This is a genomic window from Catellatospora paridis (assembly GCF_009720365.1).
Classification (GTDB): domain Bacteria; phylum Actinomycetota; class Actinomycetes; order Mycobacteriales; family Micromonosporaceae; genus Catellatospora; species Catellatospora paridis.
In genome coordinates, this window is the sequence record NZ_ML769314.1 from 671936 (window position 1) to 687034 (window position 15099).

At 71.7% G+C, this 15099-nt stretch carries 12 protein-coding genes and 1 pseudogene; 6 read left to right on the forward strand and 7 right to left on the reverse strand.

Going from position 1 to position 15099, the window contains the following annotated elements:
* Nucleotides 1–83: 83 nt before the first annotated feature.
* A complete protein-coding gene (locus F9C41_RS12095) occupies nt 84–872 on the reverse strand; it encodes a class I SAM-dependent methyltransferase (RefSeq protein ID WP_230689541.1) in 789 nt (262 codons plus the stop codon).
* Nucleotides 873–1251: 379 nt separating this feature from the next.
* Between F9C41_RS12095 and rpsA the strand changes: the two genes are divergently transcribed.
* Together rpsA and coaE are read left to right on the forward strand one after the other, a co-directional pair.
* Nucleotides 1252–2733, forward strand: a complete 1482-nt coding sequence (gene rpsA, locus F9C41_RS12100; RefSeq protein ID WP_155386764.1) for a 30S ribosomal protein S1 — start codon at nt 1252–1254, stop codon at nt 2731–2733.
* A gap of 162 nt (nt 2734–2895) precedes the next feature.
* Nucleotides 2896–3483, forward strand: a pseudogene (coaE, locus tag F9C41_RS12105) (dephospho-CoA kinase); the annotation flags it as partial.
* A gap of 97 nt (nt 3484–3580) precedes the next feature.
* Here coaE and F9C41_RS12110 read toward each other — a convergent pair.
* Entirely contained in the window at nt 3581–5320 is a 1740-nt protein-coding gene (locus tag F9C41_RS12110) for a hypothetical protein (protein ID WP_155386766.1), read from the reverse strand.
* 390 nt (nt 5321–5710) lie between these two features.
* On the opposite strand from F9C41_RS12110, the gene uvrB reads away from it, so the two are divergent.
* The gene (gene uvrB / locus F9C41_RS12115) at nt 5711–7867 is read left to right on the forward strand and encodes an excinuclease ABC subunit UvrB (protein WP_155386767.1); all 2157 of its coding nucleotides are present in this window, start codon (nt 5711–5713) and stop codon (nt 7865–7867) included.
* 113 nt (nt 7868–7980) lie between these two features.
* Here the strand turns inward: uvrB and F9C41_RS12120 are convergent, their stop codons facing one another.
* Nucleotides 7981–8625, reverse strand: coding sequence for a hemerythrin domain-containing protein (locus F9C41_RS12120; RefSeq protein WP_155386768.1), 645 nt, complete (start codon nt 8623–8625; stop codon nt 7981–7983).
* 189 nt (nt 8626–8814) lie between these two features.
* Here F9C41_RS12120 and F9C41_RS12125 point away from each other — a divergent pair, with 189 nt between their 5' ends.
* On the forward strand, nt 8815–10917 hold the full coding sequence (locus tag F9C41_RS12125; protein ID WP_230689514.1) for an endo-1,4-beta-xylanase: 2103 nt from the start codon (nt 8815–8817) through the stop codon (nt 10915–10917).
* A 56-nt stretch (nt 10918–10973) separates the two neighbouring features.
* On the opposite strand, the gene F9C41_RS12130 is transcribed toward F9C41_RS12125, so the two are convergent.
* Nucleotides 10974–11750 carry a methyltransferase domain-containing protein gene (locus F9C41_RS12130; protein ID WP_155386769.1) on the reverse strand — a complete coding sequence of 259 codons (777 nt, stop codon included), beginning with the start codon at nt 11748–11750 and terminating at the stop codon, nt 10974–10976.
* 154 nt (nt 11751–11904) lie between these two features.
* Between F9C41_RS12130 and F9C41_RS12135 the strand changes: the two genes are divergently transcribed.
* Nucleotides 11905–12765 (forward strand): GNAT family N-acetyltransferase, encoded by an 861-nt coding sequence (locus F9C41_RS12135; RefSeq protein WP_155386770.1) that lies wholly within the window; start codon nt 11905–11907, stop codon nt 12763–12765.
* A 240-nt stretch (nt 12766–13005) separates the two neighbouring features.
* Nucleotides 13006–13176, forward strand: coding sequence for a hypothetical protein (locus tag F9C41_RS12140; protein ID WP_155386771.1), 171 nt, complete (start codon nt 13006–13008; stop codon nt 13174–13176).
* A 110-nt stretch (nt 13177–13286) separates the two neighbouring features.
* Here the strand turns inward: F9C41_RS12140 and F9C41_RS12145 are convergent, their stop codons facing one another.
* The 3 genes from F9C41_RS12145 to F9C41_RS12155 all read right to left on the reverse strand — a co-directional run bounded on the left by F9C41_RS12145 (nt 13287) and on the right by F9C41_RS12155 (nt 15093).
* Nucleotides 13287–13928: a tetratricopeptide repeat protein gene (locus tag F9C41_RS12145; RefSeq protein ID WP_155386772.1), complete on the reverse strand. Its 642-nt coding sequence runs from the start codon at nt 13926–13928 to the stop codon at nt 13287–13289.
* A 46-nt stretch (nt 13929–13974) separates the two neighbouring features.
* A complete protein-coding gene (locus tag F9C41_RS12150; RefSeq protein WP_155386773.1) occupies nt 13975–14712 on the reverse strand; it encodes an alpha/beta hydrolase in 738 nt (245 codons plus the stop codon).
* 81 nt (nt 14713–14793) lie between these two features.
* Nucleotides 14794–15093 (reverse strand): antibiotic biosynthesis monooxygenase family protein, encoded by a 300-nt coding sequence (locus tag F9C41_RS12155; protein ID WP_155386774.1) that lies wholly within the window; start codon nt 15091–15093, stop codon nt 14794–14796.
* Nucleotides 15094–15099: the final 6 nt, after the last annotated feature.

A 15099-nucleotide genomic window follows, 5' to 3' on the forward strand; every position in this document is an offset into this window, starting at 1 on the left:
TGAATATCCCCATTGCCACGCCCTGATCATCCGCCCGGCGCAACCCAGTCCGCGCGGTTTCGCGAAAAGTGCAATTGCGGCGGTCAGGCGGCCGGCTTCGCGGCTACGAAGATGGCGGTGCCGGGGAAGAGGCGCCCGCGCAGCGGGGACCACTGGCCCCAGATCTGCTCGTGGCCCTCGGGCCACTCCGGCTCGATCAGGTCGACCAGGGTGAAGCCCGCACCGAGCAGCTCACGCAGCCGGTCGCCCATGGTCCGGTGGTGCTCGACGTAGGTCGCCGCGCCGTGCTCGTCGTACTCGACGTAGGGCCGGCGGTCGAAGTAGGAGTGCACCGCCCGCAGGCCCCCCTCGGTGGGGTCGTCGAGGAAGATCCAGCGCATCGGGTGGGTGACCGAGAAGACCCAGCGCCCGCCCGGCTTGAGCACCCGGTACACCTCGCGCATGACCAGCGCCGAGTCGTCGACGAACGGCACCGCGCCGAACGCGGTGCAGGCGACGTCGAAGGCCCCGTCGGCGAAGGGCAGCGCGCTCGCGTCGGCCTGCACCAGCGGCACCGTGAGGCCGGTGCGGGCGGCGGCCTGCTCGGCATGGCGCAGCATGCCCGCGGACAGGTCCATCGCCACCACCTCGGCGCCCTGCGCGGCCAGCCAGCGGGCCGCGGCCGCCGCGCCGCAGCCCAGCTCCAGCACCCGGCGGCCGGCGACGTCGCCGAGCAGCTTCGCGTCGGCCTCGCGCAGCCCCTCCGGGCACCACACGAAGTCGGCCTCGCCGAGGAACTCGCCGTGCTCGGACTGGTAGTTGTCGGCGTCGGCGTCCCACCAGCCGCGGGAGGCGCGCAGGTTCTCCGCGGCGGTGACCGGGCGGCGGGTCACCCCGGGTCCGGACGCGACGACGTCGGGGTCGTCGTGCTCGAGGTCAAGATCGTCGTCACCGGCAGAATGGATCTCCACCCGGACAGCGTACGAGCCGGTCGTCCGGGGGCGACTCACCGGGTGTGACGCACGGAACAATTCGCCCGCAATCCCCGTGGAGTCCCCCGAATCAGGAAGAGGGGAGCGTCACGGGAGGGGTGGGGTTGCGTCGTGTGGTAATGGGCACGGTAAGCTGTTCGATGCACTCGCACGTCCGCGGTTCTCGGCATGGAGCAGACCCGTAGCGCGCCGGAACTGACCGGAGCGTAGGCGAGCGGGAGCGGCAGTGGAACACCCACTGGGTCACACTGAACATCCATCCGACGGAGCAACAGTCCACATGACGAGCAGCATCGAGGCCACCTCGAGCGCCAACAGGGTCACCATCGACGATCTCGGCTCTGAGGAGGCATTCCTCGCCGCGATTGACGAGACCATCAAGTACTTCAACGACGGCGACATTGTCGAAGGCACCGTCGTCAAGGTCGACCGGGACGAGGTCCTGCTCGACATCGGCTACAAGACCGAGGGCGTCATCCCCTCGCGCGAGTTGTCGATCAAGCACGATGTGGACCCTGCTGAGGTCGTCTCCGTCGGAGATCACATCGAGGCCCTGGTTCTCCAGAAGGAGGACAAGGAGGGGCGTCTGATCCTCTCCAAGAAGCGCGCGCAGTACGAGCGTGCGTGGGGCACCATCGAGAAGATCAAGGAAGACGACGGCGTCGTCCGTGGCTCCGTCATCGAGGTGGTCAAGGGTGGCCTCATCCTCGACATCGGCCTGCGGGGCTTCCTGCCGGCCTCGCTCGTCGAGATGCGCCGCGTCCGTGACCTGCAGCCGTACGTCGGCCGCGAGCTCGAGGCGAAGATCATCGAGCTGGACAAGAACCGCAACAACGTGGTCCTGTCCCGCCGGGCCTACCTCGAGCAGACCCAGTCCGAGGTGCGCACCGAGTTCCTGAACAAGCTCCAGAAGGGCCAGGTCCGCAAGGGCGTCGTGTCCTCGATCGTCAACTTCGGCGCCTTCGTGGACCTGGGCGGCGTGGACGGCCTGGTGCACGTGTCGGAGCTGTCCTGGAAGCACATCGACCACCCGTCCGAGGTCGTCGAGGTCGGCACCGAGGTCGAGGTCGAGGTTCTCGACGTGGACCTGGACCGCGAGCGCGTCTCCCTGTCGCTCAAGGCGACCCAGGAGGACCCGTGGCGTCAGTTCGCCCGTACCCACGCGATCACGCAGATCGTGCCGGGTAAGGTCACCAAGCTGGTGCCGTTCGGTGCGTTCGTCCGGGTCGAGGACGGCATCGAGGGCCTGGTGCACATCTCCGAGCTGGCCGAGCGCCACGTGGAGATCCCGGAGCAGGTCGTTCAGGTCGGCTCCGACGTGATGGTCAAGGTCATCGACATCGACCTCGAGCGTCGCCGCATCTCGCTGTCGCTCAAGCAGGCCAACGAGGGCTTCGTCGAGGGCGAGGAGCACTTCGACCCGACCCTCTACGGCATGGCCGCGACGTACGACAACGAGGGCAACTACATCTACCCCGAGGGCTTCGACCCGGAGACGGGTGAGTGGCTCGAGGGCTACGACAAGCAGCGCGAGGTGTGGGAGGCTCAGTACGCTGACGCCCGCGCGCGCTGGGAGGCGCACACCAAGCAGGTCGTGACCTCGCGGGCGGCCGACGCCGCTGCCGCGTCCGAGGTTCCGTCCGGCAACGTGTCGACCTCGACCCCGGCCCCGGCCAAGGCGGCGGAGGAGCCCAGCGGCACCCTCGCCACCGACGAGGCCCTGGCCGCGCTTCGCGAGAAGCTCGCGGGCGGCAAGGCCTGAGGTTCGCCTCACGCCTGAGTAGCACGCAGGGCGGCCCCCGACTCCGTGGAGTCGGGGGCCGCCCTCTTCGCGTACCCCCGGCATCTGCCAGGCAAGTCGAACGATCTTGGCGGGTGCCGGCCCGGCGCGGCGGGGCGCGCCAGCGGGTGCGAGCATGGGGCGGTGCGATGGGTGGGGCTGACCGGCGGGATCGGATCCGGTAAGAGTGCGGTGGCGGCGCGGCTGGCCGAGCTGGGCGCGGTGGTGATCGACTCCGACCGGCTGGCCCGGGAGGCCGTCGCGCCGGGCACGGACGGGCTGGCCGAGGTGGTCGCGCGGTTCGGGCCGCAGGTGCTCGGGCCGGACGGCGCGCTCGACCGGCCCGTGCTGGGCAAGCTCGTCTTCGGCGACGAGGCGGCCCGCCGTGACCTGGAGGCGATCATCCACCCGCGCGTACGGGCCCGCACCGCCGAGCTCGCCACCGCCGCACCGCCCGGCACGGTGGTCGTCAACGACGTGCCGCTGCTGATCGAAGCGGGCCTGGCCGGGCAGTACGAACTGGTGATCGTGGTCTTCGCGGACGAGGCGATCCGGGTGGCCCGGCTGGTGCGCGACCGCGGCATGACCGAGGCAGAGGCGTACGCGCGCATCGCGGCGCAGGCCACCGACGAGCAGCGCCGGGCCGCCGCCGACGTGGCGATCGTCAACGAGGGCACCCTGGCCGACCTGCGCGCCGCCGTCGACGAGGTCTGGCAGACCCGCCTGCTCCCCTGACCCGGCCCCGGCGAACGACGCCGCCCGCGCCACGCCGCACGGAAGAGGCCCGCGCCGCAGCGGCGGCACGGGCCTCGAGGAGCCGGGGGACCGGCTATTTGACCTTCATCGGCAGGTTCGGCGGCTTCTCGCTCAGGTCCAGGTCGAGCTGGGCGAAACCACCCGTGGCGGTACGCAGCTCCAGCCGCTGGAGCACACCGGCGTTGTCGACCCAGTAGCGCATCCGGGCCTGCCCCGCGGGCACGTTGGTCTCGACCGCACTGGGCAGCTCGAACACGCCCACCGGCACCTTGTTCAGCACGTCGACGCGCAGCCGGCGGCCGTGCTTCTGAATGTGATCGGCGTCGTCCGGGACGTTCGCGGCCAGCGACAGCGCCTCGTAGATCAGGTAGTCCATGTCCGTGATCTCGCCGGAGCTGCCCAGCACCACCCACTCGGCCCGCTCCCACTTGCCCGTCGGCGCGGGCAGCGGCGGCAGCTCGGGTACGCGCTTGCCGGGCTTGCGGATGGCGATGCCGGTGCGGTCGGCGTGCAACAGCACGTCGTAGCTCTCATCGTCGACGTCGCGCACCGCCAGGTAAGCCAGCCGCTTCTGCCAGTCCAGCCAGCCCTTGCCGGTCCGCAGCGCGCCGGGCAGGACCGGCATGGTCACGGTGACCGCGCCACCCCGGACCTTCAGGTTGCGCTGGCGCAGCTGCGACAGCACCTTCGCCTCGGCCTTGGTGATCTCGGTCGGCTTGTGGTCGCGCCCGCCGAGCGCCATCGTGCGCACGAACTCCTGCTGCTGACCGCGCTGCAGATCGAGCACGGACGGCAGGCCGTCGCCGAGCACCGTCTCCAGGCGTACCAGCGAGCCTTTGGCGTCCAGCCAGTAGCCGACCGCGCCGCCGTTGGCCTCCAGGGACTTCGGGTCGGGGGCGGGGGACGGGCTGCCGCTGGCGTTGGCGGGCTGGTCCGTGCCAGCCGAGGCGTCGCTCCCAGGGGAGGCGGCGGGAGACTCGTCGCCCGGGGACGGCGCTGCGGTCGCCTCCGTGCGCGGCGCGGTCGCCGCGGAGGCGGACACCCCGGCCGAGGCGACCGCGGAGGGGGAGGACACGGCGGAGGGGGACGGCGCCGCGCTGGGCGCGGCCTGCGGCAGCAGCGCCGGGCCGAGCAGGACGTCCACCGGGGCGCCCTCGAACGTGTCGCGGCGGACCCACTCGTTGCGCAGCTCGCCGAGTGGACCGGTCGGGTCGGCCTCCTGCTTGGCCAGCAGGAACAGGAAGGCGACCAAGTTGTCGATCGGCCGCTCCTCGTCGCCGCCGAGCTGCAGCGGGCGCACCCGCCAGCCGTCCTCCGGCGCGGTCAGCGGCGGCTTTCCGGCGGGGACCGCGGCCGCGGCGGCGGTTGACGCCACGGCGGCGGGCGAGGCGGACTCGCGGGCCGACTCCGTTGCGGGACCCGATGCCGCGGGCGCGGGCAGCGCGCCGGGGCGCATCGCCACCACCCCGGGCGTGGCCTGGATCAGCACCGTGCTCGCCCCGGCTCCGGTCCCGGACACGGACAGGTAGACCAGCTGGCGTTTCCAGTCGACCCAGCCGTCGACCTTGGTCTGGCGGCTGCCCGGCCCGATGGTGCCGCGCACGCCGACCCGGCCGTCGGCGAAGTTGCGCGCGCGCATGCCGGCCAGGCGCTCGAGTTCGCCCTTGTTCAGCGGGCGGCTGGCCTCCGCGGCGGGTTTGCCCGCCGAGCAGGAGGCCAGGCCACCGGTCAGGGTCGCGGTGAGGCCCAGCAGGAGCCCGCCCGCGGCGAGGAGATGGAGGATCCGGCGTCGTCCGTTGGTCGAGGTTCCCACGGCAAATGCAACGGGCCGACGGGGGTGAGGTGACGTGCCAAACCGGTCAGGGTTGCCGTCGGGTGCCCGGGCCTGGGCGGATACGTCAAGACCGCCCGCGGCGGCCGGTCGGCGCACACAGTGTGCGCGACCGCAGCGGTGCGCTCATCGATCCTGCGGTGGGGCGGATCGAGGCTGCTACCGGTGCGCCAGAGGTGACGACCGGCCGGTGTGGAGGTCCGGTCTCCCTGGGACGGCCGCCGCGAACGGCCTACCACACGACGGTATCGCGGTGATTGATGACACACAATCGCAATATTGGAGCCGGTCACTCACCTACCGTCACACTAGCCCCGCGTACCTGCACATCGGCTCGCGCGAGTGTCACACGCCGGGCGTAGGTTGGGTCACATGAGTGAGACCGTTGCCGCCACGATCCCCCGCCTGGACGGGACGTTCCAGGTCATCAGCGACTATGTGCCCGCCGGTGACCAGCCCGCCGCCATCGAGGAGCTCGCCAGGCGGGTGCGCCGCGGCGACAAGCACTCGGTGCTGCTGGGCGCGACCGGCACGGGCAAGTCGGCGACCACGGCCTGGCTCATCGAGAAGCTGCAGCGCCCGGCGCTGGTGATGGCCCCGAACAAGACCCTGGCCGCGCAGCTGGCCAAGGAGTTCCGCGAACTGATGCCCAACAACGCGGTGGAGTACTTCGTCAGCTACTACGACTACTACCAGCCCGAGGCGTACATCCCGCAGACGGACACCTACATCGAGAAGGACTCCTCGATCAACGAGGAGGTCGAGCGGCTGCGCCACTCGGCGACGATGTCCCTGCTGACCCGCCGCGACGTCATCGTGGTCGCCACGGTCTCCGCGATCTACGGCCTGGGCACCCCGCAGGAATACCTGGAGCGCGCGGTCAAGGTCAAGGTCGGCGAGGAGATCGACCGGGACAAGCTGCTGCGCCGCCTGGTCGAGATCCAGTACGCGCGCAACGACATGGCGTTCAACCGGGGCACCTTCCGGGTCCGCGGCGACACCCTGGAGATCATTCCCGCGTACGAAGAACTCGCGCTGCGCATCGAGTTCTTCGGCGACGAGATCGAGCGGCTGTCCTACCTGCACCCGCTCACCGGCGACGTGATCAAGGACGTCGACCAGATGATGATCTTCCCGGCGACGCACTACGCGGCCGGGCCCGAGCGCATGGAGCGGGCGATCACCGGCATCGAGGCCGAGCTGGAGGAGCGCCTGGCCGAGCTCGACCAGCAGGGCAAGCTGCTGGAGGCGCAGCGCCTGCGCATGCGCACCACGTACGACCTGGAGATGATGCGCCAGGTCGGCTTCTGCAACGGCATCGAGAACTACTCGCGCCACATCGACGGCCGCGAGCAGGGCAGCCCCCCGCACGCTCTGCTCGACTACTTCCCGGACGACTTCGTGACCGTCATCGACGAGTCGCACGTGACCATCCCGCAGATCGGCGGCATGTACGAGGGCGACGCCTCCCGCAAGCGGGTGCTGGTCGAGCACGGCTTCCGGCTGCCCAGCGCGCAGGACAACCGGCCGCTGCGCTTCGACGAGTTCCTGGAGCGGGTGGGCCAGATGGTCTTCCTGTCCGCTACCCCGGGGCCGTGGGAGCTCAAGCAGGCCCAGGGCGAGTTCGTCGAGCAGGTGATCCGCCCGACCGGCCTGGTCGACCCGCAGGTGGTGGTGAAGCCGACCAAGGGCCAGATCGACGACCTGATGCACGAGATCCGGGTGCGCACCGAGCGCGACGAGCGGGTGCTGGTCACCACGCTGACCAAGAAGATGTCCGAAGACCTCACCGACTACCTGCTGGAGAACGGCATCCGGGTGCGCTACCTGCACTCCGAGGTGGACACGCTGCGCCGGGTGGAGCTGCTCAAGGAGCTGCGCATCGGCGAGTTCGACGTGCTGGTCGGCATCAACCTGCTGCGCGAGGGCCTGGACCTGCCCGAGGTGTCGCTGGTGGCGATCCTCGACGCGGACAAGGAGGGCTTCCTGCGCAGCGGCACCTCGCTGATCCAGACCATCGGCCGTGCCGCGCGCAACGTGTCCGGCGAGGTCCACATGTACGCCGACAAGATCACTCCGTCGATGGCGTCGGCGATCGACGAGACGAACCGGCGGCGTGCCAAGCAGGTGGCCCACAACGAGGCCCACGGCGTGGACCCGCAGCCGCTGCGCAAGCGCATCCACGACATCCTCGACGACATCTACCGCGAGGCCGAGGACACCGAGAACGCGCTGGCCGGGCACGGGCCGGGCGGGCACATCATCGGCGGCTCGGGTCGGCAGATGTCGCGCGGCAAGGCCCCGACGCCGGGCACGCGCTCGAAGGCGCGCACCACCTCGGAGAAGCGCGGCGCGGTGGTCGTCGCGAGCGAGGGCATGGCCCGCGTCGAGCTGGCCAAGCTGATCACGGAGCTGACCGACCAGATGCTGGCATCCGCGGCCGAGCTGCAGTTCGAGCTGGCCGCCCGCATCCGCGACGAGATCACCGAACTGAAGAAGGAACTCCGCCAGATGGACGCGGGCGCCTGACCGGCCCCCTGGCAAAGCGAAGATCGCTGTTTCAGGTCGATTTCTGCGGCTCAGCCGCACTTTCTGACCTGAAACAGCGATCTTCGCGGTAAACGGCGGGGGTGGGGCGGGGCTCACTTCGGGTCGAGCTGGTCGGGGTAGGTGGGGCGGCCGGTGACGGCGTCGCGGAGTTTGTCGGCGACGCCGAGCATCGGGTCGACGACCTTGTTCCAGGGCGGGGTGCTGGGGGACTTGGGGTGGGGGCGGGTGCCCGCCGCCTCCTCGGCGATCGCGGCCCGGTTGCCCAGGCGGATCAGCTCGTCGTCGTCGGCGAGTTCCTTCAGCCGACCGTGGATGCGGCGGTCGGCGGTGTGCTTGTGGCGGCGCAGGTGGGCGTCGACCTCCAGGACGAGGTTCTGGAAGCCCTCGTCCTCGGTCGGCATGACCGACAGCGTCTGCAGCACCTGGCGGATCGCGCCGTCCTCGGCGAGCTCCCGGGAGACCAAGTCGTCGCCGTCGGGGAACAGGTGCTTCACGGTCGGCAGCAGATACTGCTCCTCGGCGGCGAGGTGCCGGCTGACGACCGCGGTCACCACCTCGGCGACCTGGCGCCGCCGGGCCGGTGATGCGGTCGGGGCCTCGGTGGCCAGCTCCGCCGACAGGCGGGTGATCTGCCGGTGCTCGTCGGCCAGCATGTCGACGATGCTCTGCCCGGCGGGGGTGTACTGGGCCTCGGCTTCGGGGGACAACGGCGGTAGTGGTGGCAGCTCAGCGCTCATGTCGCGGTGCTACCCGCGGGCGAGGAAAGGCAAACCTCGGTCGATTGACGGGGCCCGCCGGACCTCATAGCATCGACGCCGATCGCCCCCGGGCTCCGGCGATCCTTCTCGGCGTGGTCGGTCCGGCCACCAAGGGCAGTGGTGTGCGTCCCGTTCGCGCATGACTCCTCCCGGAACAGGATCCCCACCGTGCCCACACTCTCCTCCAGAGCAGGGCGTGCCACGCTCGCCCTGCTCATGCTGACCCTCTCCGCGCTCGCGATCGTGGTCGCGAGCATTCCCACCCCCGGCCGCGCCGCCGACCCGGTGACCGTGCTGACCAGCGACTTCGAAGACGGAACCGGCCAGAGCTGGGCCCGGCGCGGCACCGTCGAGGTCGTCGAGAACAGCACCGCCGTCGCGCACGCGGGCAGCCGCAGCCTGCTGACCTCGGGGCGCACCGCGTCCTGGAACGGCCCCAGCCGGGACCTGCTGTCCACCGTCACCCGCGGCACCCGCTACACGTACTCGGTCTGGGCGCGCGCCGCCGCGGGCGCGGGCAGCGTGCAGCTGCGGATGAGCGTCGAACGCCGCTGGCAGGGCACCGCCAGCTACGAGCAGGTCGTCAACAGCACCACCGTGACCGACGGCGGCTGGACCCAGCTGACCGGCGGCTACACGCTGGCCAACGACGCCGACTTCTTCGCCGTGTACGTCGAGACGGTCAGCGGCACGGCGTCGTTCCACATCGACGACTTCAGCCTGTCGTACCTGCCGCCGAGCCCGATCCAGACCGACATCCCGTCGCTGAAGACGGTGTTCGCCGGCGACTTTCCGATCGGCGCGGCGGTCGGCCGCCCGCAGCTGCTCGCCGAGCGCGGCCAGCTGCTGGCCAAGCACTTCAACTCGGTGACCGCGGGCAACGCGATGAAGTGGGACGCGACCGAGCCCACCGAAGGGGTGTTCACCTACACCGACGCGGACGCGATCGTGGCGTTCGCGCGGGCGAACGGCATGAAGGTGCGTGGGCACACGTTCGTCTGGCACAACCAGACCCCGGCGTGGGTGTTCAACGACGCCAACGGGCAGCCGATGACCGCGACCGCGGCCAACAAGACGCTGCTGCTGGCCCGGCTGGAGGCGCACATCCGCGCGGTCGGCGGCCGCTACGCCGACGACGTGTCGGCCTGGGACGTGGTCAACGAGGTCATCGACGAGAACCAGTCCGACGGGCTGCGCCGCAGCACCTGGTACACGATCACCGGGCTGGACTACATCCGCACCGCGTTCCGGGTCGCGCGGCAGGTCGCGCCGAACGCGAAGCTGTTCATCAACGACTACAACACCAACGTGGCCGCCAAGCGCGACAAGCTCTACAACCTGGTCGCGCAGCTCAAGGCCGAGGGTGTGCCGATCGACGGGGTGGGGCACCAGCAGCACGGCAACATCTCCTGGCCGACCGGCGCGGAGACCGACTCGATGATCGCCACCTTCATTCCGCTCGGCGTCGAGCAGCAGATCACCGAGATGGACACCAGCATCTACACCAGCAGCTCGGAGAGCTTCACCACGCCGCCCGCGGACCGGCTCACCAGCCAGGCCGCGCGGTACAAGGCCTGGTTCGACGTGTATCGCAAGTACAAGGCGAACATCACCTCGGTGACGTTCTGGGGCCTGGCCGACGACGAGACCTGGCTGGACAGCTACCCGGTGAGCCGCAAGGACTTCCCGCTGCTGTTCGACGTGCAGCTGCAGGCCAAGCCGGCGTACTGGGCCGTGATCGGCGCGGCCTCGCCGACGGCGTCCGGGCCGGCCTCGCCGAGCGCGTCGGCTGCGCCCAGCCCGAGCGCGTCGCGCAGTCCGTCGGCGTCGCCGAGCGCCAGTGCCTCGCCGAGCCCGAGCCCGAGCCCGAGCGCGTCGCGCAGTCCGTCGGCGTCGCCGAGTCCCAGCGCCTCGCCGAGCCCGTCGGCCAGCGCCTCGCCGTCGACCGGCGGCTGCCGGGTGAAGTACACCGTCACCAACCAGTGGAACACCGGGTTCCAGGCAGACGTGGTGATCACCAATGGCGGCCCGGCGGCGGTCAACGGCTGGGCGCTGCGCTGGACCTTCGCCAACGGCCAGGTCGTCAACCAGTCCTGGAGCAGCACGTACGCGCAGAGCGGCGCGAACGTGACGATCACCAACGCGGCCTGGAACGGCGCCATCGCCGCGAACGGCGGCACCGCCTCCTTCGGCTTCCTCAGCAGTTGGAGCGGGACCAACGCCAAGCCGGCGACCTTCACCCTGAACGGTGCCACCTGCGTGCTCGGCTGAGCCCGGACGGCGCACCCGCCACGGCCCCTCGTGGCGGGTGCGCCGCTGCACGCTGCTCAGGCCTCGGCGGTGACCAGGTAGAACGTGAAACCGGCCAGGAACGGCTCGCGCTCCAGGCGGGCCAGCCACGGCCGAGCCACCTCGTCGGCCATCACCCCGTCCCGGACTGCGCGGGCGGTGTTGCGCCGCAGGCCGAGCACCTGGTCGGCGGCCTGGAAGTCGCGGTAGAGCGCCACTGTCGCCTGCACCGAGCCGATCCCGAACCCGGCCCGTGCCGCCAGGCTCACCAGACGGCGGCCGATGGTCGCGTTGCGGACCCGGCCCGCCGTGAACCGGGCGAAGCAGCGACTCGTCTCCACGTCCTCGTCGGCGACGGTGAGCGTGTCCCAGTCCGGCTCGGCCATCGCGAACACGCCACCGCGGCGCAGCACCCGGCGCGCCTCGGCCACCGCCCGGCCCGGGTCGGCCAGATGCTGCAGCACCCGGTCCACCTTGGCCCGGTCGACGCTCGCGTCGGCCAGCGGGAGTTCGTGGGCGTCGCCGAGGCGGACCTCGATACCCGGCCGGTGCGCGAGCCGCCGGCGGGCCTCGGCCAGCATGGCCGGATCATCGTCGACCCCGATGACGGCGCCGGTGCCGGTGACCGCCTCGGCGAGCCGGGACAGGTCGGTGCCCGGGCCGCAGCCGATGTCGAGCACCGTCTGCCCGGCCTGTGGCCGCAGCAGGTCGATGAGCCGCTGTTTGTAGTCGAGGCCGACGGGGGTGCGCGCCACGGTGTCGAGGTACTGGATCGGGTCCGGTGCCGCTGTCGCGGCGGGCGTGAACGAGGTCATGCACCGAGCCCAGCACACCGTGGCGGGCGTTATGTGCAGAACCGGTGCAGGTCTGGTGTGGATCCCGGCGGCGGCCGCCGACCCGTGGCAGGCGGGCTGCCGGCCGCGGCAAATCCAGTGCCGTCGGCTTCGAACTCGTCTAGGCTCCGGTCCCGTGACCGACGCTGACTCCCTCTTCGCCCCGCTGGCCGCCGACGCCGTGCCGGCCGTGTCCCGCCTGGCCGCCCGTTGCCTGTCCGTCGACGGCGGGCTGCCGCTGGCCGCGGGCGAGGGCTTCACGGCGCGGCGTTACGCCGCCGAGGGCGGGCTCGCCATCGGCGCGTACGACCCCGACGGCACGCTCGTCGCGGCTGCCGCGATCCGGCCCACCGGCAGCACGGTCACCGGCACCGCGCTGGTGGACCCGGCCGCCCGTGGGCGCGGCCTGGGCGCGGCCGCGCTGGACTGGTGCCTGGCCGGGGCCGAGGTCGTCGAGACCGAGTCGCTGACCGACGCCGCCGCGGCCCTGTTCGCCAGCCGTGGGCTGACCCGGTCGTTCGCCGAGGACGTGATGCGCCACGACCTCAAGGAGATTCCCGACGTCGTGCCGCCCGACGGTGTCCGCCTCGTCGGCTGGGCCCCGGACACGGTGAGCCGCTTCCACGCGGCATACCGGGCGGCGTTCGCCGAGCGGCCCGGGTTCCCGGACTGGGACCTGGACCAGTGGACCGGCTGGCTGGTCGACGACGACTTCCGCCCGCCGTGGTCGCTGCTCGCGGTCGGCCCGGACGGTGCCGACCTCGGCTTCGTGGTCTGCGGCGACGGCTGGCTGGTGCAGGTCGGCACCACCCCCGCGGCCCGCGGCCGGGGTGTCGGCGCGGCGCTGACGGTCGCCGCCCTGCGCGCGGCCGCCACCGACGGCGCGTCCGAGATGCTGCTCGACGTGAACGTCAACAACCCGGGCGCGGCCGGTCTCTACCACCGCCTCGGCTTCACCACTCTCGGCCGCCGCGCCCGGTTCACCCGCGCCGCCTGACCGCCGCCGCAATCGATCGGTGCGAATCGGATGTGACGGAAAGGTTTCGGCACCGGCAGTGCGGTCATAGGAGACGCAAGGGCGGGCTCGTTCCGTGACCGGCGGTCGATGTGGAGCGCCGTTCTTCCCCAACGGAACAGGCACGACGCCCACATGCAGTGGGGCGGTTCGTGAACCGCGTACTCCGGGCTGCTTCGCTGCGGTGTGTCGAACGCCCTCGGTGACACCGAGGAGGTCTCGATGGTCGAACACAGGCACGGGCGCACGCGTACGCCGGAAGAGGCGGCCGCCGCGCCATCGCTGACGGCCGCGGAGCGGCACGTCGCCGCCGAGGCGGCGTGGGACCCGTCCCACCCGGCTGTGCGGGCCGTCCGCAACCACCTGCTCGCCGTCATGGCGGCGACCAGATGACCGGTCCGCGGCGGGCTGATCGGCCCGCACGCGGTCACACCCGGCGCAGGAGCTGATCCGTCGGCTCCTGCGCCGACGTGCGCGGCCCCGATGTGTCGGAGCCCGGCGGATCAGATGCGGACGCGGGCCGCGTCGATCCAGGCGAGCACGCCGTGGGCGCGGCTGCGGGCAGCCGCCTCCCGGGCCTGCTCCAGCAGTGCCGCCGCCTCCTCGTCGCGGTCCTCCTCGTAGGCGAGCTGGGCGAGCGCCAGCTGCGCCGCCGCGAGCCCGGGCAGGAAGTCCAGCTCGCGGCGGATCCGGGCGGACTCCTCCAGCTTCTCGCGGCCCCCGGCCCGATCGCCCGCCTCCAGGTCGGCGAAGCCCAGGTGCCGGATCGCGTACGACATCGTGAGCCGGTCCCCGTCCTGCTGCGCCAGGTCGTACGAGCGCTGCAGCAGCGGCCGGGCGGTGCCCGCGTCGTCGCGCACCACCTGGTGGAAGCAGCCGAGCCAGAACAGCGCCTGGCTCTGTCCGGGCAGGTCGCCGAGCCGGGTGTAGAGCTCGAGTGCGCGCTCGAAGGCGGGCAGCTCACCCGGGTCCTCGTCACGCCGGTGCAGGAAGTCGGCGTGCAGCAGCCGCCCCCGGGCCAGGGCCAGGTCGGCTTCGAGGCCGTCCAGGTCGCGGTGGGCGGTCTCGGTCGCGGTGGTGTCGCCGCCGAAGACGGCGCTCTCGTACAGATCGTGGGCTCGTGCCAGTCGTTCGTCCCCGTTCATGCCCACCAACCTAGTTGGACGGACGGCGCGGGCGCAGCCCCCGGATTCAGCTCGCGGCGTGCGCGGCGACCCAGGCGCCGATGCGCTCCAGCAGCTCGTCGGGGGCGGCGTTCTCGGCATGGCCGAAGCCCGGCTCCAGCCACAGCTCCTTGGGTTCGGCGGCGTTGCCGTAGAGCTGCTCGGCGTGCTCGACGGGGAAGTACGCGTCGGCGTCGCCGTGCACCACCAGCAGCGGGACCGGGGCGATGAGCCCCGCGACGGCGTACGGCGGATCGGGCACCGGGTCCCAGCCGCCGGACGCGATCCGGGTGCGCAGCGCGACCCGGCCCACGAACCGGCCCAGCCGCCGTTCCAGGACCCAGTGCACGCGCCGCATGGGCGGGGTGCCCCGGTAGTACCAGCGCGCCGGCCCGCTGACGGCCACCACGGCGTCGACGCCGCGCAGCAGCGCCGCGTGGCGCACCACCACCGACGCGCCCATCGAGAAGCCCACCGTGACGATGTGGCGGTAGCCCAGCTCGCGGGCCCAGGCCACGGCCGCCTCGACGTCGTGGATCTCCAGGTCGCCGACCGTGGACAGGCCGCCGGAGCGGCCGTGCCCGCGGAAGTCGAAACTGATCACGCCGCCGGACCGGCCGAAGATCCCGGCGGCGCGGCGTACGGCCTCGCGGCGCCAGGAGCCGGTGAAGCCGTGCGCGACGACGATCGCCAGGTTGGGGTCACCCGGGTCGTGGTGGGCGTCGACGGGCACGCCGTCGGACGTGGTGAGGGTGCGGTCGGTCATGATCGGTGGTGCGCTCGCTGCGGGTCTCAGGCCGTGCCGGTGCGCCGGCTCAGCCTTCGACGTTCACGTCGGCGCAGAACCTCATGCTTCACCGACAACGTCGGCGAAGTGCTCGACGAACGGCGGCTTGGCGAAGAACGGGCTGAGGATCGTGCGCCACTGCACGAAACGGTCGGTGGCCCGGAAGTTCTCCTCGTGGGCCTGCACCGACTCCCACTCGACCAGCAGCACGAACCGCGACGGCGACTCGATGCCGCGGGTCATCCGGGTGGTGAGGCAGCCGTCCGTGTTCGCGAGCCAGGGCCGGGCCTGCGCGTACGCTGCGGCGAAGCCGTCCTCCTGGCCGGGCAGGACGTCGATCTGGGCGATCTCGAGCACCATGGCGAT

What these genes read in the sequence shown, in the direction of transcription:
- F9C41_RS12130 (WP_155386769.1), bottom strand. Translation starts at nt 11,750, where the DNA reads ATGACCTCGTTCACGCCCGCCGCGACAGCGGCACCGGACCCGATCCAG.
- uvrB (WP_155386767.1), top strand. Translation starts at nt 5,711, where the DNA reads ATGAGTGAGACCGTTGCCGCCACGATCCCCCGCCTGGACGGGACGTTC.
- F9C41_RS12120 (WP_155386768.1), bottom strand. Translation starts at nt 8,625, where the DNA reads ATGAGCGCTGAGCTGCCACCACTACCGCCGTTGTCCCCCGAAGCCGAG.
- rpsA (WP_155386764.1), top strand. Translation starts at nt 1,252, where the DNA reads ATGACGAGCAGCATCGAGGCCACCTCGAGCGCCAACAGGGTCACCATC.
- F9C41_RS12150 (WP_155386773.1), bottom strand. Translation starts at nt 14,712, where the DNA reads ATGACCGACCGCACCCTCACCACGTCCGACGGCGTGCCCGTCGACGCC.
- F9C41_RS12145 (WP_155386772.1), bottom strand. Translation starts at nt 13,928, where the DNA reads ATGAACGGGGACGAACGACTGGCACGAGCCCACGATCTGTACGAGAGC.
- F9C41_RS12155 (WP_155386774.1), bottom strand. Translation starts at nt 15,093, where the DNA reads ATGGTGCTCGAGATCGCCCAGATCGACGTCCTGCCCGGCCAGGAGGAC.
- F9C41_RS12140 (WP_155386771.1), top strand. Translation starts at nt 13,006, where the DNA reads ATGGTCGAACACAGGCACGGGCGCACGCGTACGCCGGAAGAGGCGGCC.